This is a genomic window from Anabaena subtropica FACHB-260, from assembly GCF_014697105.1.
In the GTDB taxonomy this organism is placed as follows: Bacteria; Cyanobacteriota; Cyanobacteriia; order Cyanobacteriales; family Nostocaceae; genus Trichormus; species Trichormus subtropicus.
This window is the reverse complement of record NZ_JACJRF010000020.1, coordinates 15,032-35,951: the sequence shown is the minus strand read 5'-3', so window position 1 is coordinate 35,951 and position 20,920 is coordinate 15,032. Positions and strand designations below refer to the sequence as shown.

Sequence of the window (20,920 nt, the reverse complement as noted above, 5' to 3'; positions counted from 1 at the left end):
TCCCCTGTTTTCTATCTCCCTCATCCCTCCTAATTCCCAACTTTTAACGCCCGCGAATGACGCGAGGCGCTGCATAAACAGAAAGTGGAACTGATTGATTAGAGATGATACATCCTGGGTTTGGAACCTCCCGGGGATGTAGGGCAAGATTATACACTCCTGACCACACTGCCGCAAGGGCATCGGCTAATTCTAGCATTTGCCAGAGGTTGCTTTCTTCGTTGCCTGTTGAGTTCGTTGGTAAAAGTGAAATCTGCCAATAAGCAGGAATACCCACAGTACTGTTATAACTTCCAGATAACGCACCAGTAATAGTTGTGATAGTTTGTGAGTAAACAGATTCTAGTTGCAAGCTATGTAACACTGAAAAACGAAAGTCTTCTAAAGTGCCAAGAAAGCAGTAAAATGCCACAGCAACAGCATGAGAAAGTTCTTCTTCTCTACTCAACTCAGCTTGTAATCTTTCTAATCCAGCCCTCTGTTCTAAAAGTTTGTGTATTATTAATAATTTTTGTGGGAGTAATGTCTGAGTTTCTCCAATAAAAGAGATGATTTGAGGAATGAGGGTTTGGGGTTGTAGCTTTTCTGTGAGTGATTGAGCGATCGCATACCCCAATGCCAGTGTAATATCACGAATAATTGGGTCATCGTCCCAGCTTTTTAATACTCCCAGGCAATTTTGGCGCAGTTTAACTGGATTTTCGTGAAAAAACAGTGCCAAGGGGATTGAGGCAAAAATTCTTTTTATTGTAATACTTGAGATTACAGGCGAAGTGATAAATTCTTTTTGATAACGTGTCAGCCAATTATCTAAATCTAACTTTCCCAGGGTAATCAAACTTTCAGCACCAGGAGTAATAGCACCCGCGAAGTTAGGATAAGCCTCACGGCAATTTTTTTCCCCTCCCTTAGCTAAACTTTCCCCTAATACTCCTCCAAGTAAAACACCCCTGAACCTACTAACCAGCGAGTAGCGCATAATCTTTACAAGTTAAAAGTTAAAAGCAAGTTATTCCACCTTTTTACTTTTAACTTTTTTGAATGGGAAAGTGCTGATACCAGCTACTACAACGCACTTTTTCAACAACTTGACGACTGGCACACACTGTGCAATAAATAACAGTTATTTTCCCACTTGGCAGAAAGCTATATCCCTTTCATTTCCGCAAATGCTCCACCAAAGCTTGTAAACCCAAAAGGTAGCTCTGCACACCAAAACCACTAATTTGACCGATAACCACTGGGGCGATGTAAGAATGATGGCGGAACTCTTCTCTACGATAGATGTTGCTGAGATGGACTTCTACTGTAGGTAAATTTACAGCAGCGATCGCATCTCGTAAGGCCACACTAGTATGGGTATAGGCTCCCGCATTTATCAAAACGCCTTGATATTTCCCCAAAGCCTCATGAATAGCATCCACTAACACTCCTTCATGATTTGACTGTAGGGGAAACACTTTTGCCTGTAACTTTAGCGCTGCTTCTGCCAATAAGCTATTAATCTCAGCCAAAGTTGTAGAGCCATAAACTCCTGGTTCTCTTTGTCCCAGCAAATTTAGGTTTGGCCCATGCAGCACCAAAATACTTAGAGGTTGCACTGTCAATTTTCGTACCTTCAGGCTTCTAGCGACGACGCGAGCGATGGGCTACGCCCCGCCGGTGGCGATCGTTTACAGGAATCGGAATCAGTTCCGGTTCCTGCTCTGCTTCTGGCCCTAACAGAGACTCAATAAGCTTGCGGGCCAATTCTTTCAGCTTTTCCAGTACCTTTTCTATATAGTCCATTAAACTGACCGCTCCTGAGATACTACCTCAATTTTGACTAACAGCTACGCAGAAACTGGCGTAATTTTGCACCTCTGGCCTACAACTGGACTGACACATATTTTGGTATTGCAGCCGCAGGCTAATTTTAAAATTTTCGTGTTGTTATCTCCCTTACTTTTTAGAGTATCACATTAGCAACCTATCAGACTGCATCCAAGGATGGTCAAGAGTCATTAGTTTGGACTGTTTATTATGGACTATTGACTTATGCCCCCTTTTTTTTCGTAGCAGCGCTGGACGATTTCGCAGTTGATTTAGATTTAGTAGTAGTGGTTTTACTAGTTTTGCGTGTAGTTTTAGCAGTTGACGCTTTAGAGGCTAGTAATTCCAGGGCTGTAGCTAGTGTTACATCTTCAACTGATGTACCTTCAGGAAGACCTACGTTTGTTTTACCGTGCTTGATATAAGGCCCATAGGGGCCGTCGTAGATATTTATTGGTGCATCATCATCTGGATGTGTACCTAATTCCCGTAAAGCGGCTTTTGACTTGCTACTAGTAGAACCACGGCTCTTTTTTGGTTCGGAAATCAATTCTAGCGCTCTTTCTAAAGAAATTGTTAAGACATTATCAGTTGCTTTGAGAGAACGGTAGTCTTTACCTTCTTTACCTTGGTCATGGACGACGTAAGGACCAAAACGCCCTAAACTAGCTTGAATTTTGCCGCCAGTGTCAGGATGTGTTCCCAACGTCCGGGGTAATGCCAAAAGACCAATAGCTGTCTCTAAGGTGACGTTTTCTGGAGTAACACCCTTGGGTAGAGAAGCTTGTTTGGGTTTGGGGTTTTCATCTGATTTATCACCCAACTGGACGTAAGGCCCGTAAGCGCCAATTTTCACGTAAATTGGTTCACCAGTTTCGGGATGACGGCCTAGTTGGTCTGGCCCGACAGTTTTTTGTCGGAGGATTACTTCAACTTGTTTAGGGTCGAGGTCGGCTGGTGTTAAATCTTTGGGAATGGAGGCGGTAACTATACCATCACCATTTTCCACTTCAATGTAAGGCCCATATTTACCAATACGGACTTTAGCATCTAAGTTTTCTAGTTCTACAGTTCTGGCCTGGCTTGCATCAATTAGGCTTTCTCGTTCTTTAACCAGAGTTTCCAGTCCTTTATCCCCTAGATAAAATTCCCGTAGGTAGGGTAGCCATTCCGCTTCACCATCAGCAATATCATCCAAAGTTTGCTCCATTTTGGAGGTAAAGCTGGGATCGACGATATCAGGGAAGTTTTTTTCCAAGAGGTCAGTGACGGCGAAAGCAGTAAAGGTGGGGATGAGAGCGTTATTCACCAGTTGGGAGTAACCCTTATCGATAATTGTGCCAATGATGCTGGCGTAGGTACTAGGACGACCAATACCTTCACTTTCTAGGGTTTTGACGAGGGTCGCTTCGGTGTACCTAGCTGGAGGTTGGGTTTCGTGACCAACTGCTTCGATATTTTGACAATCTGGATGATCCCCAACTTTCAGGCTGGGTAATATTACCTCTTGGTCTTCCAAAGCCGCTTCTGGGTCATCGGAACCTTCAACGTAGGCGCGTAAATATCCAGGGAAATCAATCCGCTTACCGGAAGAGCGGAAACCAGCGTCTTCAACTTGCAACTGCACGGTAATTTGGGTTTGGCGAGAGTCAGCCATTTGACAGGCGACAGTACGCTTCCAAATCAAATCATAAAGGGCAAGTTCTCGACCACTTAAACCGGTTTCTTGGGGGGTGCGGAAGCTGCTACCAGCCGGACGAATGGCTTCGTGGGCTTCTTGTGCGCCTTTAGATTTGGTGGTGTATTGCCGGGGCTGGGGACTGAGATATTGTTTGCCGTATAGTTGTTCTACACAACTACGAGCAGCTGCGATCGCCTGTTCTGACAAATGTACCGAATCTGTACGCATATAGGTAATGTACCCTTGCTCGTACAAATTCTGGGCAATCCGCATGGTGTCCCGTGCTGAAAGGCGCAGTTTGCGGTTAGATTCCTGCTGCAATGTCGAAGTGGTAAAGGGTGGCGCGGGTTTGCGCGTCACGGGACGTTCTTCTACTTCTGAGACATTCCAAGGTTTACCAGTGAGCCTTTCTTGGAGGGCGACTGCTTCTGTTTCACTCAGCAGCACTACATTGCGTCCGGCGGTAATTCTACCAGTAGAAGCATCGAAATCGCTCCCAGTCGCCACTTTCGTGCCTGCTAGGTTGATTAACTGGGCGGTAAATGGGCTTTTATTTTGCTCCAGGTATGCCTTTAAATCCCAGTATGTACCTTCATGGAAGGCGCGGCGTTGGCGTTCTTTGTTTACCAGCAGTCGCACCGCTACAGACTGTACTCGTCCCGCAGATAATCCCCAGGCGATTTTTTTCCACAATAGAGGGGAGAGGGTATAGCCCACCAAGCGATCCAAAATCCGCCGTGTTTCTTGGGCGCGAACTAGCTGCTCATCAATATTGCGACAGTCTTTTAAAGCTTTTTTGATGGCTTCTTGGGTAATTTCATGAAACACCATCCGCTTTGTCGGCACTTTTGGCTTCAGTAATTGGTATAAATGCCAACTAATGCTTTCGCCTTCCCGGTCTTCGTCAGTTGCCAGAATCAGTTCATCAGCATCTTTCAGCGCTTCTTTGAGCTGGGTGACAACTTTCTTTTTGTCTTTGGGAACAACATACACGGGTTCAAAGTCAGCGTCCACATTTACCCCAAGCTGCGCCCATGTTTCCCCTTTAACATTGGCGGGAATTTCACTAGCTGACTGGGGTAGGTCACGCACATGACCCATCGACGCCTCTACCCGATAGTCTTTTGGCAGGTAGTTGCGAATGGTACGAGCTTTGGTTGGAGATTCGACAATGACGAGAGTTGACATGGAATTTCAAAAAAAAGAATAGCTGTGAAGCTAAACAGTCAAGTTGGGGTACTTTCGACGAAATGTCAAGATGAAACGTCACGATTGCTTGAGATTGAGCCTCATCAAGATTGTCTGTTGGGTTGAAAATCCTTCAAACTTCGGGTGTAGTCCTTTCTAGAGGATATGTTAGAAGAATGCTGATGGAATTTCCAGCTATTTCCATCTTTAACTTATCAAACGCACAATTGGCGACTAGAGTTTTCAAAATAGGCTGCGAGTTTAATACAACGATACCCTAGCTTTGGGAAAGGGCAAGAGGTAGGGGAGTAGAGAGAGATGAGGAAGATGTGGGAGATAGCGGGAGCAACTTGCATACAAAAAGATTTCCCCTTTCCCCCTTTACCTTGCTCCTCTGCCCTTTTGCTAGTAGCCAATATCCTGTGCCAAAATTAAACCAAACTTGAGAGAAAAATCGAAGTGTGGTTGGTACTTAGCACTAGAAGCAAAACTTATGTAAGAGTTTTTTTAGGCGAGGCTATTTATTACCGATGGGAGAAGTTACTGGAGAAATGATACCTCAATTAACTTAGGAAAAATTGTATTTATCGGCTGGGCATCTTGCCTACTCTACAAGAATCATCCCTTGATTCAGCAATGCCATCTCACTTTTGGATGTCCCTATTGAGATAGTTAAGCAGAATATACCCTTTTGCAGATTGACAACCCCATTGATATTGAGGCAACCTACTTGTTAAAAATGACTTGCCCCAGCACAAAATTCATTCACGTTTTACAGGTTCCACCTCAAATCCAATCAGCCCGTAGAGTGATTCAGTAGATGATTGGGGAATCGCTCCAGAAAATTTTCGTTGCACAAACTAAGTTTTTAGATAAAAAGTCTTGCATTATACCATATTTCAGCATAAAAATGCCCATTTATGCTTTACGAATCATGAAAATGTGATAATATCATAATTGGAGAAGTTGAGTTCGGTGATAAGTATCTTGTTTTTAGTAATAATTGCAAGCGGCTCTCCGGATAAACATCTCTGCATCAATGGATTCTGGAGAGTTTCATGTCAATATACGTAGGGAATCTGTCCTACAACGTCACTCAAGACGACCTTACTAAAGTATTTTCCGAGTATGGTGCCGTCACACGCGTTCAGTTACCCACAGACAGGGAAACCGGACGGCTTCGCGGTTTTGGTTTCGTAGAAATGGAATCATCAGACGCAGAAGATGCTGCCATTCAAGCGCTAGATGGTGCCGAATGGATGGGGCGTGCAATGAAAGTTAATAAGGCTCGTCCACGGGAAGAGAGAGGCGCTCGCTCCGGTGGTGGTAGTTGGGGAAGAAATAATAGTGGCTACTAAAGTCAATATTAAGTCTTAAGAAAATTTAGTTTTTGTTAAAAACAAATCATCCCATAATCAGCAGATTAGTAATTAACTAATCTGCTTTTTATATGAAAACTTACGACTGGATTGTGGTTGGTGGTGGAATTGCAGGTGCTGCACTCGCCTATGAATTAGTGAAAACAGGCTTTAGTGTACTTTTATTAGAAAAAGATGCTGTACCCCAGAATGCTACTCGTTACAGTTATGGTGGACTTGCCTATTGGTCTGGTAGTACCCAGCTTACTCGTCAATTATGCCAGGAGGCACGCGATCGCTACAATATCCTGTCTCAAGAGTTAGACGCTGATATTGAACTGCGGGAATTAGATTTATTACTGACAATTTCTGCGGACAGTGACCCAGAAACCACGGCAGCATCGTATGCTCAGTGTGCAGTACCACCACGTTTACTCACTGTAAAAGAAGCCTGTGAGTTAGAACCACTGCTCAAGCCAGCAGCAATTGCAGGTGCTTTAACTGTCAAACATGGTCATATTAATCCGCAAAACACAGCACAAGCCTATATTCGAGGCTTTTTGCGTGCTGGCGGTGAGTTGCAGATAGGTGAAGTATTGCAAGTAATGTCAGGTGGTGTTAAAACAACTACTGCAAACTATGACGGTGCTAATGTAGTAATTTGCGCTGGTGGACTCAGCCGCAAGCTACTCAAATCGGTGGGTATTCCAATTAGGGTGTATTTTACCCATGCAGAAATAATTGAAATTCCACCTGTTGATTTGCGATTAAATACTTTAGTGATGCCATCTAATTTGCAGAGATTTAAATTAGAATCTGCTTCTACTAAAGTTGATGAATTGTGGGATGAACCCGATAATCAGCTAATATCACCAATATTAGACGTGGGTGCAATTCAGTTTTTAGATGGAAGTTTACGCTTGGGTCAAATTAGTCGTGTGCTTACAGATACCGATGCTTTTGTAAATCCTGAAGAGAGTGAAAATTGGTTGCGTCAAAGTATCAGTCAAATTTTACCAGCTTTGGGAAATTTACCAGGGAATTGGCATCATTGTTTAGTAGCATTTAGTAGTAATGGATTATCTGTGATTGGTGCTGTTCCAGAATTTGCAGGCGTTAATATTTTTTCCGGTTTTAGCAATCCCCTAGTTTTTATACCACCTTTGGCACAGCGCTTTGCTCAATTTTTAGCTGGTGCAGAAGATGAAATTATTAACCAAATTTCCAATTTTTAGATTTGACTGCGAGTAAATTTTACTTCTGGAAGAGTTATCTCGATGGTATCTGAAGGAATTAGCTTTTTAGCCTCTTGTAAAAGCTCTCTTTGCTCCTGTTGAATTGCTTCTAATCGTTGAAAAATTTCGTTTAATCTTTGCTGTTTGTCTGGAAAAATAATTTGATTATTACTAACAGAAAAATGTGATTCATCATTTATTGTCTGATAATTATTGATTTTTTGTATAGCGAAAGTACCAACTTTACTAAAAGAGAAGATGCCAACTTTAATTAAACCCTGAATTAGTTTTAATGGTACTTGGAAAATTGACCAACTAGCAGTTTCAATCAAGCGCATAATTGCTTTAATAATGCTCCAGATAAAAGCTATAATAAATAGCAAAATTACCAAACTGATAATTGGGTGATTGGTTGCCCAACCTAATATTTGCAACAACCGCAAAAATGTAGGATGTTGTACTAGCAAATCATTTACAGAGGAAGCGATCGCTGTTTGCATTGCTGTTGATGTTGTACTCTTAAATTGATCAGCCGCTTGCAAATTTTGATCTAAGTAACCTTTAGCGTGATCAATTGTTGTAGTCACTACACGAACTGCTTTATCTGTCGTTTGGGTAGCAGTTTCTTGTAAAGATTGACCAAGTTGCTGTGCTGAATCAACAACAGAGTGAACGCTTTGGTTAACAAACTCTGGTGTTGTTTGCCAATTTTGTAGAACTTTTATGGGCATATTGGTATCTATTGGCGATGTTATCTTTTATCAAGTAAGATATCTTCATTTCTATTTTGGCAAAAGCTATGGCAAGACAAAAGCAAGTATGAACAATTTGATCACAAAACCCCCAACTTCTTAAAAAAGTTGGGGGTTGGAAAATCTTGATACTGACGAATCAGATAAGACTGCTATGCAATCACAGTAATATCGCTACTCGTGAGTGCTGCTTGATTCGATAACAAACCTATCTGAACTTTGGCTGCACTGCCAATACCATCTTCATCAAAGAATAGTTCGCCTGTAGTATTGTCATAGATAAAGCGATCGCTTGCTGTTACTGCACTACTACCAAGACGGAATAGACTGGGGTCAAGTGTACCCAAGGCTTGGTTTAGTCCAAACTCTGAGAGGGAAAGCAAGATTGTATCTTGCCCGACTCTCAAGTCGGTAATAGTGTCAAATTCTCCAGTACGAGTATCGCTTAAATAGAAGCGATCGCTACCGTTACCACCAGTCAATATATCGAATCCTTGACTACCGACTAGCAGATCGTTACCGTTACCACCAATTAAAGTATCATTGCCAGCACCACCATATAAGGTGTCATTACCATTACCACCATCGAGGTAGTCGTTACCGTCATCACCATAGAGGATGTCACTATCGTTACCACCTAGTAAGGTATCATTACCCCTACCACCGTAGAGAATATCATTACCATTTCCTCCTGACAGCACGTCATCACCATCGCCACCATACAAGGTATCGTTACCGTTACCACCTCTCAAGGTATCATTGCCACCCAGACCCCGGATAATATCATTGTTATTGGTACCTATGAGGTTATCGTCACCGGGAGTCCCAATAAAGCCACCGCCAACAGCATGGACAGAGACGCTCACAGATGCTGTTGCAATGCCACCCTTACCATCACTGATGGTATAAGTGAAGCTATCATTACCGACGTAGCCCATATCTGGGGTGTAAACAATAAAGTCATCAGCAAAGTTGCTTGGTGTACCATTGTCGTTGATAACGGCAATACCATTAGCTGGTATAGAGACTAGCGTGATTTGCAAAGAATCATTATTGAAATCACTGTCATTAGCCAAAACATCAACATTAACGGCAGTATTTTCATCGGTAATGGCGATGTCTTGGACGGCGGTAGGGGCAGTATTTAAGTTCAACCCTACAACTACTGGGTCATGGTCTGATGAACGGAAAGGATCATCATTGTATAAGCTGTTGATCTGTGTTGTTGACTTGAAGTTGGTGTTGTAATCGAGAACATTGGGTTCATCAGCATTAATATGCCACTTGGCAGCGTCAGTGACTTGTGATACTAAAGAACCATTGGCTAAAGCATGGTCTAAAGAACCCCATTGACCATTGAAAACAAATGAGTAGGAAGTGTTGGGTACGAGGTTAGTGTATCCGGCATTTTCCAAAGCCCTAATTGGGTCTTCCTGGGAGTAGGCGTTGATGTCGCCCATAATCAGGTAATCTGTGTCAGTAGTACCTGTGGGATTTGTGGCTAACCATGCTGCCAAATCTTCAGATGCACGGGTGCGTGTACCATTGGATAAACCTTGACCGTCACCAGCATCAGCATCACCAGGATTTCCAGAACTCGAACCCTTCGATTTAAAGTGATTGATGACGGCTGTGAATTGTTCGCCGGTGGAGTTTTGCAGGAAAGTTTGGGCTAAGGGTTTACGGTTATTGTTATCAAATGCAGCTTGACCAAAGTCATCAGGGACGGTGGCGGCTGCACCTACTGGGGTGACACTACCAGGTTTGTAGATAAAACCAACAGCGATCGCATCTGTACCTAACCGAGGTAAACCCGGATCAATAAAGGCATAAGTACCAGCACCAGCGATCGCATTCAGTCCGTTGACTAAATCTTGGATAGCACTGTTTGCACCGTAACCATCATTTTCGATTTCAATCAGACCGACAACATCAGCATTTAATCCCAGGATGGCAGCAATTGTTTTATCACGCTGACGGTTGAACTCAGTTAGGTTTTCAGCACCCCGTTGTTCAGGACTAGTAAAGCCGCTACCAGTACCATCACCGTTGAAGTAGTTTAGAACGTTAAAGCTGGCAACTTTTAGTGTACCGCCGACATCTGGGGTGGTTGTTGGGCGGGGATTCGCTGGTGTAAAGTCTACACCTGTTGAGGTTTGGACACGATACCCTTCAAAACGGTGGTCTAAAACGCCAGTGATGGTAGCAACTGTATCGCCACCGCGTAAGGTATTAGTAGCGCTTAAAGGTTCACCACCACGACCAAAGACAATTGGTTCTGGGTTTTGCGTCCCTCTACCGTCATCTAAGATAATCCTTCGTGTGGCAATCTCTTGTAAATAAGCAGAGTAGCCAGCAACACTGGGGTCATTAAATTGGGTATATTGTTCTAGTCTCCCATCTGTACCAGGTTGGTCACTAGCACCAGTAGACGAAAGCACAACCTGACCAAAACGACCTAGTTGGAAATGTTCAGTGACAGTTAAATCACCACTCGCAGCACTGACATTGACCAGCATCCCTTCGTAGCGTTCCAAGTCTGCCACACTAGTTACAGGAAACTGGATGTTAGTAGCTGTAGGTAGTATGTCTGCACCCAAGTTAACCACACTACTAACTTGAGATAATTGGGTAAGGCTGCTATTGTTACCACCACTGCTACTGGTAAACTCACTCACCGTTCCAGTCACACGGACTTTATCACCGACGCTACCAGAAAACCGTCCTATGGGGTCGAAAACAAAGATACCTTCAGAGGTTGTAGGGTCATTATCGGTATCTGCATCTTCTTCTTGGACGAAGAAACCATTGAGACCAGAAACACCAGGGAAAGCTGCAACTACAATCCCCTCAATTGTGCGAATACCACCAAAGTTAGAGTCAAAGGCTGCACCGCTACCTTGAATCTGATGAATTTTGGTAATGGAGAGAGAAACATCATTATCGGTGATAGTTGCAGTAACTGAGTCAAGGTTGATTCCGTTGTAGTTAGTATCGTTACTACTGACTGTGTGAGTAATAACACTGCTATGTGTGCCTTCTATTAAATCATCATCAACTGCTGTAACAGTAACGGTTTGGGGTGTATTCCAGTTATCAAGTGTGAAGATGAGGGTAGTAGCATTAGTTGTGGTTTGAGAGTCAGAGGTAATGGTAACTGTAACATCTTCTGTAGGCTTGGTGTTCAGCACGATAGTGTAGGTATCTGTTGCCCCACCTTCAGTAACATTAGTGCTACCACCAGACTCAATTAAGGTGATACCAGGAATTGGTGTCACTGTTTCATTCAGTGCTGTCAGAGAAAAGTCATCAATTGCTAAACCATCATCTGCACCACTAGCATTAAAGTCATTCCAGCGAATCCAAAAAGTTGTACCTGATGGAATAGACAAACCAGTAATAGAAGCACTTACTGCTGTTCTGTTCGCAGGATCATTACCATTTCTTAGTCCTACTGTTCCAGCACTATTGGGTGTTGTGAAGTCGAGCGTATCAACATCAATCCATGTTCCCGTTGTCAAAGAAGTAGCATCTAAGCTGTATTGAAAATCTAGTCTATCGCTTCTGCCTGCTGTTCCTAAGCGCCACTGCTCACCAGTGTAAGCAATATCGAGTGTAGTGATAGTAGCACCTGTGTTATTGGTGAAGCTAGAACCAAATGTCGGTATTAGACTACCTGATTGCAATGTACCAAGCGCTCTGTCTGTACTTCCAGCAGCACCAAAGCTGTATGTATCGCCAGCATTAGAGCTACCAGTACCTGCTGTATAGGTTGTATTTGCATTAGTTCCTGACTCAGTAAATACCCAGTCACTAGGTAGAATAGAGCTAGTACCAGTATTAGCTAATGTATCAAAATTCTCAGTTACAGCTATCCCTAGAGTATTAATATTTGCCATGTTTCTGTTAGTAAGTAATGGTTCCCAGCAGCCAGCCATAGCTTGGCTTGTTGACAAAAGCGAGCAAGTTTTCTTATCGACAAAAATTTAGTGGGCAGTAACTTTAATCGTGTAAACAAGCACTAGAAATTTACTGAAGCAAGGTTAAGAACATACTAGGAGAAGGTAAAATCATTAAGCATTTATTAAAGATTTTTCAGCAAAAATACTCATAAAATAAAAAAACTCCACCCATACAAGGACGGAGTTTCTATATATAGTTAGTTGACAACTGGTACTCAATTAAGCTGAGTAATATTATTGAGAATTTCTGGATTGATCTAAATCCTTGAAATTACTCACCCGAAATTGGTATGACACGCTCATAGCTCAATCATCTAGGCAAACAAATCTAAATCTGTGACTGCACCAACACTACTAGAAGCAACTAACTTGGCATATTTTGCCAGTATGCCTTTCGTATATCGGGGTGGGCGGGGTTGCCAATTGGCTCGACGACTGGCTAATTCTGCATCGGTAATGTTTAACTGTAACAGGCGTGCATCGGCATCAATTGTGATGCTATCACCTTCTTCCACAAGAGCGATCGCACCACCAACGGCTGCTTCTGGTGCAACGTGTCCTACTACCATCCCGTAAGTACCACCGGAGAAGCGGCCATCGGTAATTAACCCTACAGAGTCACCTAAACCTGCACCGATAATAGCCGAGGTGGGAGCTAACATTTCCCGCATACCAGGGCCGCCTTTGGGGCCTTCGTAGCGGATAACCAAAATGTCACCAGCTTTAACCTTACCTGCCAAAATTGCATCTAAACAGGATTCTTCCGATTCAAATACCTTGGCTGGCCCGGTAATGACTGGCTTTTTCACCCCAGTAATTTTGGCTACAGCGCCTTCTGTTGCCAGATTACCTTTAAGTATAGCCAAGTGACCTTGGGCATACATGGGGTTATTCCAAGGGCGAATTACATCTTGGTTGGGAGATGGTTCTTCTGGGATATCTGCTAAGACTTCGGCAATGGTTTTACCTGTGATGGTAATGCAATCTCCGTGGAGTAAACCATGCACAAGTAACATTTTCATGACCTGGGGAATCCCCCCGGCTTTGTGCAAGTCTGTCGCTACATATCTACCGCTTGGTTTCAAGTCACACAAAACGGGTACACGACCACGGATAGTTTCAAAATCATCTAGATTTAGTTCTACACCAATGGCACGAGCGATCGCTAGAAAGTGCAGTACGGCATTGGTGGAACCACCAACCGCCATAATTACAGATATAGCATTCTCGATAGATTTACGGGTGATAATCTGCTTGGGTAACAGTTGATGGCGAATCGCCTCTACTAATACCTTGGCTGATTCTTCCGTGCTATCGGCTTTTTCTTCGTCTTCAGCTGCCATTGTCGAGGAATAGGGTAAACTCATCCCCAACGCTTCAAAGGAAGATGACATCGTATTTGCTGTGTACATCCCACCGCAGGAACCAGCACCAGGACAAGCACTGCGTTCGACTGCTAATAGTTCATCTTCGTTAATTTTACCGGCGCTGTATTCACCCACAGCCTCAAAAGAACTGACTACGGTTAAGTCTTTACCGTTGTAGTGTCCTGGTTTAATTGTCCCACCATAAACAAAAATAGCAGGAATATTCATCCGAGCGATCGCAATCATTGCCCCTGGCATATTCTTATCACAGCCACCAATGGCAATCACCCCATCCAAACTTTGCCCATTACAGACGGTTTCAATTGAGTCAGCAATTACTTCTCGTGACACTAGGGAATATTTCATCCCTTCCGTTCCCATCGAAATACCATCACTAATGGTAATTGTGCCGAATATTTGCGGCATTGCACCAGCATTTTTTATACCAACTTCTGCTCTTTGTGCCAGTTGATTTATCCCCATGTTACAAGGGGTTATGGTGCTATAACCATTGGCAACACCGACAATAGCTTTGGTAAAATCTGCGTCCTGAAAACCAACTGCCCGCAGCATTGCTCTATTAGGCGATCGCTGCACCCCTTGTGTGATAAACTTACTTCTCAAGTTCTCCGACATCTTTTTTCCTTCAGCGCCTTCATCGCTTTTGTTGCGATTGTATTACCTGTATTTTCTCATGCAGATGATGCCCTAACTTGCATCCTTCTTTCGGGAAAATTTATCTATCTTCCACCACAAGTAGTATAGATGAAGAATTTTACTGCGCTATGTTTGTCAGTTGTTTTTGATCTGGTTTAACGCCTCATCTCCCTATTCGGCCACCAGTTGTTATTGAGAACTGTTCACTGATTAGTTGCGATTGACAAAATATCCACCCACAAGGAGATAGATATTTTTAATCATGGGGAGAATGTGAGTCTACCCATACATATGAGTATTTGTCAATCATGCAAATGGCAAATTGTAGAAAAATTTAAATAATGAAAACATACTTGCTGTTCAACGGCATCAACAAATGAATCTAACGCTTATATGTATTTGAGCCAGTAAGATTTAGACATCAGTAGATAAAAATGCTATCTAGAATAGCTGATTTAACCAAAAAAGATATCAAGATTTCATAAAGATTATTTTCTTATTCAGGCATACTTCATCAGATACAGTTAATCTCATAAAAGAATCTTCTACCACCTGAATTCTAATGAGCATCAACAGAACTCAGTCATTGTTGCCAGTACCCGCAGGTAATTTACAAGTCCCTGAGTTTCCACCTAGTAATTCGGGTGTTACCGATCAATCCATCCAGTTTTCTCTCATTATTCCTACTTATAAAGAAAGTGGAAATGTTAAAAATGTGGTTGAGATATTAAGTCAGATACTGGATGAGTTTATCCCAGGAGATTACGAACTAATTGTTGTAGATGATGATAGCCCAGATGGTACATGGGAAGTAGCTCAATCTTTAATAGGAGAATATCCACAGTTACGGGTAATGCGACGACAGGAGGAAAGAGGACTGTCTACAGCCGTAATTCGTGGGTGGCAAGCTGCTAGGGGTAGTATTTTAGGGGTAATTGATGGAGATTTGCAGCATCCACCCCATGTATTACAGGAACTTTTGCGTGCAATTCACAGGGGAGCAGATTTAGCAGTAGCCAGTCGTCACGTAGATGGGGGTGGCGTGAGTAGCTGGAGTTTTATCAGACGTTTTTTGTCTCGTGGGGCGCAATTATTAGGACTAGTTATTCTACCAAGAGTCTTGGGTAGAGTATCAGACCCCATGAGTGGTTATTTTATGGTACGTCGTAACTGTATTACCAATGCCACCTTTAATCCTGTAGGATACAAAATTTTATTAGAAGTAATTGGGCGGGGTAAAGTCGGTGAGATTGCAGAAGTAGGTTATGTATTCTGCGAACGCCAAGAAGGTGAAAGCAAAGTTACTTGGAAGCAATATATAGATTACATCCGCCATTTAATTCGCTTGCGAGTCTCCACCGGCAGACTGCAAAAAATTAATCACAGCTTTCCCCTCGATAGATTTATCCGCTTTGGTTTAGTGGGATTGAGTGGGGTATTTGTAGATATGGTGCTACTTTATCTATTAAGTGACCCAACAACACTAGCCTGGCCGCTAACCCGCAGTAAAATTATTGCCTCGGAAATTGCCATTTTCAATAACTTTCTCTGGAATGATGCTTGGACATTTGCAGACGTGTCTATGCAGCAACAACATTGGCATCAACGTTTGAAGCGATTTTTGAAATTTAATATTGTTTGCCTTGCGGGGGTGGTGCTGAATGTATTGATATTAAACATCGTGTTTAATTATCTCATTCCCAACCGCTATATTGCCAACCTAATTGCGATCGCTATAGCTACTGTTTGGAACTTCTGGGTTAACTTGCGACTGAGTTGGCGAGTCACTCAAGTCAAATAAAAAATTTGTTTTAGCTATTTTCTTGTAACGGAAAGTGATAAATATACTTTTCGTTATATTTTTTTGATAAATATAATTGTTGGGAATGAATCATCAATACAGATATCGATTTCAAAGTGCCATTAATTCACCCTACATTGCTGTCATAGCCATCACTATGTTGGGTGCAATTCTTCGCTTTCATAATTTAGGAAAAGAGCCACTTTGGGTAGATGAAGCAGCTACTTGGCGGTTTGCACAAATGCCACTTTCTCAGCTTTGGGGTGAAGACGCTATAAGGGAAACAAACCCACCACTTTACTATACACTACAACATTTCTGGTTAATTTTCGGACAATCAGAAATAGCTTTACGCAGCTTTTCAGCTATTATTTCTACCATAACTATTCCACTATTGTATGGTGTAGGTCGAATATTAGGTGGTCATTGGCTAGGATTGATTGCATCAGCATTACTAGCAACTTCAACTATTAATATTCAATATAGTCAGGAAGTAAGAGCTTATGGGTTGATGGGTACAGCTGCTACATTGTCAATTCTGGGTTTAGCGTATCTATTTACACATCCTTTTCAAGCTAAAATAATAATTGGTAAAGGTTTAATTTACAGCTTTCAATCTCATAATTTTATTAATTCAGATAAATCTCAACAATTAGTCGCTGATTTATCTTGGATAGCCTATATAATTGGTGTTTCCATCGACCTTTATTGCCACAACACAGCAGTATTGCTATTAATTATAGCTAACATTATTGCTTGTGTTTGGTGGTTAACAACTGGTAAATTTAACAGGATATTTTTCGTCAATTGGATTCTTGCTAACTGCATACCGCTACTTCTCTGGTCTTGGTGGATTCCCAAAATATTAAAGCAGGCGTTAGTAACTCTTAGTAGTTTTTGGATTTCTACCCCAACTCTGGGTACTTTTTTTAGAACTCTAACTGAACTTTACTCTAGTGAATATTATTTGTTAATTATTGTTGCCTTAGCATCTTTGGGAATCTGGTATTGGCGACATCAACCAATAAAAATAATCCTTACTCTAGCATTGAGTATTGGTACTCTTTTTCTAGCATTTTTAATTAGTTTATGGAAACCAATTTTCATAACTAGGATTTTTATCTGGACTACCATACCTTCATTCTTGATTATTGCTGCTGGTGTATTAAAATTGCGTAAAAAATCATTAATATCTGTAGCATTGGCAATTTTACTAACTATGCAAATTTACTTTACAGGAAGCTATTATAAACAGTATAAAAAAGAAGCTTGGAATCAAGTAGCCACTTATGTAATATCTCTGGCTAAACCAGATGATATGGTCTTACTATTTCCCAGTACTATAGACGCGGCATTTCAATATTATTTTCAACCATCATTGCCAATCACTCAGTACGGTTTAAGGCGCTGGAAATTCAATATACCGCGCTTACCCCATACACGAATCACAGAAATAACAAGCAACAAATTAAATCATATTATTCAAGAATTTAATAGAGTTTTGGTAGTTATTAGAAACCGTAAATTTGAAGATCCACAAAACATATTAATTGCAGAAATTAGTCAAAATATGGCTCTCGTAAATCATCGTTACTTTAGTCAAAAAATTGAGGTTTTATTGTTTGAAAAATCTCAGCCTTTAAATAAGGAAAAAACAATATCAAATAAACTCAAAGATACGTCAAAGTTATAGTTGAGTCATCACATAGATTATTAAATCATCCAAGCTGCTTCAAAAAATTCCCTCTCACAGAACATAGCATAGCGATAAGTTGAATGAGTTGAGGCATTAGCAGTAGCATAATTTTCTACTAAACCCTCTAATTGTTGTGCCAATGGTAAAAAATCTCCGCTACTGTAAGTGCGAATCCAGTCAGCATAACGATGATGAGGAATACCATTAATAGCTAACTGTTCTCCCAAAAAAGCATACAAACGCATACAAGGAGACATAGCCGCAGCAGTTAAACCCACATCGCCACCCCAAGCAGTCGCTAACAAAAAATCAGTATAGCGACGGGTGGCTACTCCTGGTTGCACAGAGTGTAAATCGACTCCCCATTTTGCTGCATAGCTTTCATGTAACCGCAGTTCTGCCAACACACCACCAGCCAAAGCGTGAAATGTGGTAAAACCAACCCAATCTGGTGATTTGGCAGCAGCAATACTGTAAGCACGGGCAAAAGCTTCTAAGAAAAAAGCATCTTGTCCTACATAATAAGCAAATTTTTCCTTCTCCAGACTACCATCACCAATACCTCGAACGAAAGGATGCTCCAGGCAAGCTTCTACTAAGTCTTGGTTGGCTGTCCAAAGTTCTGTAGATAGGGTCATTAAAATAATTTGTAATTCGTAATTAGAATATACGAAAATTCAAGACTCAGCACTCAAAATGATAAGAACTGTAGCAAGACTGAACCTAGACTTCCTAAAAAGTCGAAAAAACTGGGTCTACCAGCACTGACTTTTTCTGTATATGGTGTTTGTAATTCTTTGATAAAAGCCTGGGATGTTTGTATTCCCGTAGCGTTATCTTGAGATGTAAAAAGTTTTTCGGCTATTTGAGCATCTTGGGCTGCACCTTGCCGATCAAACAGTTGGTATCGAGCAACACCACGAGCTAGATATGCTCCTGCGTATTCTGGTTTAGCAGCGATCGCTTGGTTAAAATAATTAATAGCTTGCTGTTGATTGCCTTTTTGTGCTTCTGCTACACCCCAAGCATAGAATTCGTCTGGTGAGGCAATTTGTAGTGGTATTCCCACTGCACCTTGAAAGTTAGTTCCCTGCAAATATGCACCAGTAAATTCTGCATTACTTAAAAACGTACCTCTTAAATCAGCACCAGCTAAATTTGCCCCGCCAAGTTTGGCTTCACTTAAATTCACTCCAAATAAACCCGCACCGCTTAAGTTTGCACCCCGCAAATCAGCACCAGCTAAGTTTGCACGGCTCAAATTTGCACCTGCAAGGTTAGCACCACTTAAATTACCTCCAGATAAGTCAGCCATGACTAAGCCAGCACCACTTAAGTCACAGTTTTGACATTGTTTAGTCGCCAATAACTGTCTAATATGTTCTTGATTTGCCGCTTGGGCAATATTGGTGAGACTAATAGTGGTTATAAAAGTAGTAGCGATAAAAATTAAGTTTTTCATCATCAATTTCCGATATTTTCTGCTCAGTACTCGAACAGGCTCAAGCAAATTTATACTTCAGCTTATGATATGAGTCATTTGAGCCGTTTGCCCTCCGTATAGACCGACCTAATTTAACTATTAACAATACTTATAGATTGAGTTAAATGTAGAGATTTCTTACCTCTGTATTCTCCGCGTCTTTGTATTTAAATAAACCGACGACACAGAGTAATTTACTCAGCTTCTCGCTCTAGTATCAAAGTTACGGGGCCGTCATTTTCCAGGGTAACTTGCATCATGGCTCCAAATTTCCCTGTTTCTACTTGTAAACCACTAGTTCGTAACTTGGTGACAAAGCAGTTATACAATTCTTCAGCTAGTGAGAGAGTAGCTGAACGGTCAAAGGAAGGACGGCGACCTTTGCGACAATCTCCGTAAAGAGTAAACTGGCTCACCACTAATAACTCACCACCAATTTCTTGGACAGATTTCTGCCATCTGTCCCCACCGTCTTCATCGGGAAACAGGCGTAACTCTAAACATTTGCGTGCTATCCATTCGAGTTCGGTATCTGTATCAGTATCGGCAATACCCACTAGTAAGTTTAATCCTCGGCCAATTTTGCCAACAACTTCACCATTAACAATAACTTGAGATGATTTTACTCGCTGAATAACAACGCGCATAGCAATCATTTATCCTTTATTATTAGTCACTAGTCATTTTAATCACCAATGACTAATGACTAATGACTAATGACTAATGATTATTTCCCAAAACCTTGACCACGACTGGTAGAAGGGAGACAAACACAGTTTTCTAACTGAGTCAGTAAGATTTCTCGATCTAAATTTTGCCCAATTAATACTAATTGGTTTTTTGGTTCACCTTTCCATTCCTCATCATCTAAAGTGAAGCGTTTACCACACAGGTGGAAAATGTGACGCTTGGGACTTTCATCAAACCACATGATACCCTTGGCGCGGAAAATGTTTGTGGGTAGCTGGTTATCGAGAAAATACTGAAACTTGCGAATGGATAATGGTTTATCACATTGGAAAGATATAGATGTGAAACCATCGTTTTCTAAATGGTCGGAGTGGTGATGGTGGTCATGGTCATGATGGTCGTGACCGCAAGTTGAATGGTCGTGGTCATGGTCGTGATGGTCGTGACCGCAAGTTGAATGGTCATGGTCATGGTCGTGATGGTCATGACTATGGTCGTCGGCTGCATCATAGTACTTGTCCGACTCAAATAGACCTACACTTAAGATTAAGGGAAGGGGAACTTGCGATCGCTTCGTCCTTAAAATTCTCGCACCTTCTTTGACTTCATTGATTTTTCTTTCCAAGTCATTCAAGCTGGCTTCATCCACCAAATCTGTCTTGTTCAACAGAATTACATCACCATAGGCAATTTGGCTATAAGCTGCTTGAGAGTTGAATAAATCTAAACTGTAATTGGCTGCATCCACTACAGTGATAATCGAATCCAACCGAGTTAAATCCCGTAGTTCTGTACCCAAAAAGGTTAGGGCTACTGGTAGGGGGTCTGCTAGTCCAGTTGTTTCCACAACTAAGTAATCTAGCTTTTCTTCCCGTTCTAAAACTTTGTATACGGCATCAACTAAGTCATTATTAATAGTGCAGCAGATACAACCATTACTCAGTTCCACCATATTCTCATCAGTGGAAACGATTAACTCGTTGTCAATGCCGATTTCTCCAAATTCATTTACCAAAACGGCGGTTTTTAGTCCCTGTTGATTGGTGAGAATATGATTTAGTAAAGTTGTCTTGCCACTACCGAGAAATCCAGTGATAATCGTGACTGGCATTCCTTGTTTGGGGGCATCCATAGGTTGAGAATTAGAGGTAACTGCTGATTGCATAGCAATATGATCGCAAAATTAGAAGATACGAGAGAAGTTTCAGAGCAGCTGCTTTCGAGCAGAACGGCAAAAT

The 20,920-nt window shown here is 41.7% G+C and carries 15 protein-coding genes; 4 read left to right on the top strand and 11 right to left on the bottom strand.

Going from position 1 to position 20,920, the window contains the following annotated elements; all coding sequences use genetic code 11:
* Positions 1 to 43: 43 nt before the first annotated feature.
* The 4 genes from H6G18_RS13250 to topA form a co-directional block, all read right to left on the bottom strand.
* Positions 44 to 979 (bottom strand): ADP-ribosylglycohydrolase family protein, encoded by a 936-nt coding sequence (locus H6G18_RS13250; protein WP_190407566.1) that lies wholly within the window; start codon positions 977 to 979, stop codon positions 44 to 46.
* A 178-nt stretch (positions 980 to 1,157) separates the two neighbouring features.
* A complete protein-coding gene (gene aroQ, locus H6G18_RS13245; RefSeq protein ID WP_190407612.1) occupies positions 1,158 to 1,601 on the bottom strand; it encodes a type II 3-dehydroquinate dehydratase in 444 nt (147 codons plus the stop codon).
* 25 nt (positions 1,602 to 1,626) lie between these two features.
* A complete protein-coding gene (locus tag H6G18_RS13240; protein ID WP_190407617.1) occupies positions 1,627 to 1,749 on the bottom strand; it encodes a DNA topoisomerase I in 123 nt (40 codons plus the stop codon).
* A gap of 286 nt (positions 1,750 to 2,035) precedes the next feature.
* Positions 2,036 to 4,681 (bottom strand): type I DNA topoisomerase, encoded by a 2,646-nt coding sequence (topA, locus tag H6G18_RS13235; protein WP_190407565.1) that lies wholly within the window; start codon positions 4,679 to 4,681, stop codon positions 2,036 to 2,038.
* A 1,058-nt stretch (positions 4,682 to 5,739) separates the two neighbouring features.
* Between topA and H6G18_RS13230 the strand changes: the two genes are divergently transcribed.
* Entirely contained in the window at positions 5,740 to 6,039 is a 300-nt protein-coding gene (locus tag H6G18_RS13230; protein WP_190407564.1) for an RNA recognition motif domain-containing protein, read from the top strand.
* A gap of 92 nt (positions 6,040 to 6,131) precedes the next feature.
* Positions 6,132 to 7,274: an NAD(P)/FAD-dependent oxidoreductase gene (locus H6G18_RS13225; protein ID WP_190407563.1), complete on the top strand. Its 1,143-nt coding sequence runs from the start codon at positions 6,132 to 6,134 to the stop codon at positions 7,272 to 7,274.
* Here the strand turns inward: H6G18_RS13225 and H6G18_RS13220 are convergent.
* From H6G18_RS13220 to ilvD, 3 genes are all read right to left on the bottom strand, one after another.
* On the bottom strand, positions 7,271 to 8,005 hold the full coding sequence (locus H6G18_RS13220; RefSeq protein ID WP_199311678.1) for a hypothetical protein: 735 nt from the start codon (positions 8,003 to 8,005) through the stop codon (positions 7,271 to 7,273). The genes H6G18_RS13225 and H6G18_RS13220 overlap by 4 nt on opposite strands.
* A gap of 173 nt (positions 8,006 to 8,178) precedes the next feature.
* A complete protein-coding gene (locus tag H6G18_RS13215) occupies positions 8,179 to 11,982 on the bottom strand; it encodes an ExeM/NucH family extracellular endonuclease (RefSeq protein WP_277875588.1) in 3,804 nt (1,267 codons plus the stop codon).
* 320 nt (positions 11,983 to 12,302) lie between these two features.
* The gene (gene ilvD, locus H6G18_RS13210; protein WP_190407561.1) at positions 12,303 to 13,991 is read right to left on the bottom strand and encodes a dihydroxy-acid dehydratase; all 1,689 of its coding nucleotides are present in this window, start codon (positions 13,989 to 13,991) and stop codon (positions 12,303 to 12,305) included.
* 583 nt (positions 13,992 to 14,574) lie between these two features.
* Between ilvD and H6G18_RS13205 the strand changes: the two genes are divergently transcribed.
* Both H6G18_RS13205 and H6G18_RS13200 read left to right on the top strand, forming a co-directional pair.
* Complete coding sequence (locus H6G18_RS13205; protein ID WP_190407560.1) at positions 14,575 to 15,813, top strand: glycosyltransferase; 1,239 nt, start codon at positions 14,575 to 14,577, stop codon at positions 15,811 to 15,813.
* 85 nt (positions 15,814 to 15,898) lie between these two features.
* Complete coding sequence (locus H6G18_RS13200; RefSeq protein WP_190407559.1) at positions 15,899 to 17,506, top strand: glycosyltransferase family 39 protein; 1,608 nt, start codon at positions 15,899 to 15,901, stop codon at positions 17,504 to 17,506.
* A 20-nt stretch (positions 17,507 to 17,526) separates the two neighbouring features.
* Here H6G18_RS13200 and H6G18_RS13195 read toward each other — a convergent pair whose 3' ends face one another.
* The 4 genes from H6G18_RS13195 to H6G18_RS13180 all read right to left on the bottom strand — a co-directional run bounded on the left by H6G18_RS13195 (position 17,527) and on the right by H6G18_RS13180 (position 20,847).
* Complete coding sequence (locus H6G18_RS13195) at positions 17,527 to 18,147, bottom strand: TenA family protein (protein ID WP_190407558.1); 621 nt, start codon at positions 18,145 to 18,147, stop codon at positions 17,527 to 17,529.
* A 53-nt stretch (positions 18,148 to 18,200) separates the two neighbouring features.
* Positions 18,201 to 18,971, bottom strand: a complete 771-nt coding sequence (locus H6G18_RS13190; RefSeq protein ID WP_190407610.1) for a pentapeptide repeat-containing protein — start codon at positions 18,969 to 18,971, stop codon at positions 18,201 to 18,203.
* Between the two features lie 215 nt (positions 18,972 to 19,186).
* A complete protein-coding gene (gene dtd, locus H6G18_RS13185; protein ID WP_190407557.1) occupies positions 19,187 to 19,639 on the bottom strand; it encodes a D-aminoacyl-tRNA deacylase in 453 nt (150 codons plus the stop codon).
* Between the two features lie 80 nt (positions 19,640 to 19,719).
* Entirely contained in the window at positions 19,720 to 20,847 is a 1,128-nt protein-coding gene (locus H6G18_RS13180) for a CobW family GTP-binding protein (RefSeq protein WP_190407556.1), read from the bottom strand.
* Positions 20,848 to 20,920: the final 73 nt, after the last annotated feature.

Bases quoted from the DNA above. Each gene is read 5' to 3' on its own strand.
- H6G18_RS13180 (WP_190407556.1), bottom strand. From the start codon at position 20,847: ATGCAATCAGCAGTTACCTCTAATTCTCAACCTATGGATGCCCCCAAA.
- H6G18_RS13200 (WP_190407559.1), top strand. From the start codon at position 15,899: ATGAATCATCAATACAGATATCGATTTCAAAGTGCCATTAATTCACCC.
- H6G18_RS13225 (WP_190407563.1), top strand. From the start codon at position 6,132: ATGAAAACTTACGACTGGATTGTGGTTGGTGGTGGAATTGCAGGTGCT.
- topA (WP_190407565.1), bottom strand. From the start codon at position 4,681: ATGTCAACTCTCGTCATTGTCGAATCTCCAACCAAAGCTCGTACCATT.
- H6G18_RS13220 (WP_199311678.1), bottom strand. From the start codon at position 8,005: ATGCCCATAAAAGTTCTACAAAATTGGCAAACAACACCAGAGTTTGTT.
- H6G18_RS13195 (WP_190407558.1), bottom strand. From the start codon at position 18,147: ATGACCCTATCTACAGAACTTTGGACAGCCAACCAAGACTTAGTAGAA.
- H6G18_RS13230 (WP_190407564.1), top strand. From the start codon at position 5,740: ATGTCAATATACGTAGGGAATCTGTCCTACAACGTCACTCAAGACGAC.
- H6G18_RS13250 (WP_190407566.1), bottom strand. From the start codon at position 979: ATGCGCTACTCGCTGGTTAGTAGGTTCAGGGGTGTTTTACTTGGAGGA.
- H6G18_RS13205 (WP_190407560.1), top strand. From the start codon at position 14,575: ATGAGCATCAACAGAACTCAGTCATTGTTGCCAGTACCCGCAGGTAAT.
- dtd (WP_190407557.1), bottom strand. From the start codon at position 19,639: ATGCGCGTTGTTATTCAGCGAGTAAAATCATCTCAAGTTATTGTTAAT.
- ilvD (WP_190407561.1), bottom strand. From the start codon at position 13,991: ATGTCGGAGAACTTGAGAAGTAAGTTTATCACACAAGGGGTGCAGCGA.
- H6G18_RS13190 (WP_190407610.1), bottom strand. From the start codon at position 18,971: ATGAAAAACTTAATTTTTATCGCTACTACTTTTATAACCACTATTAGT.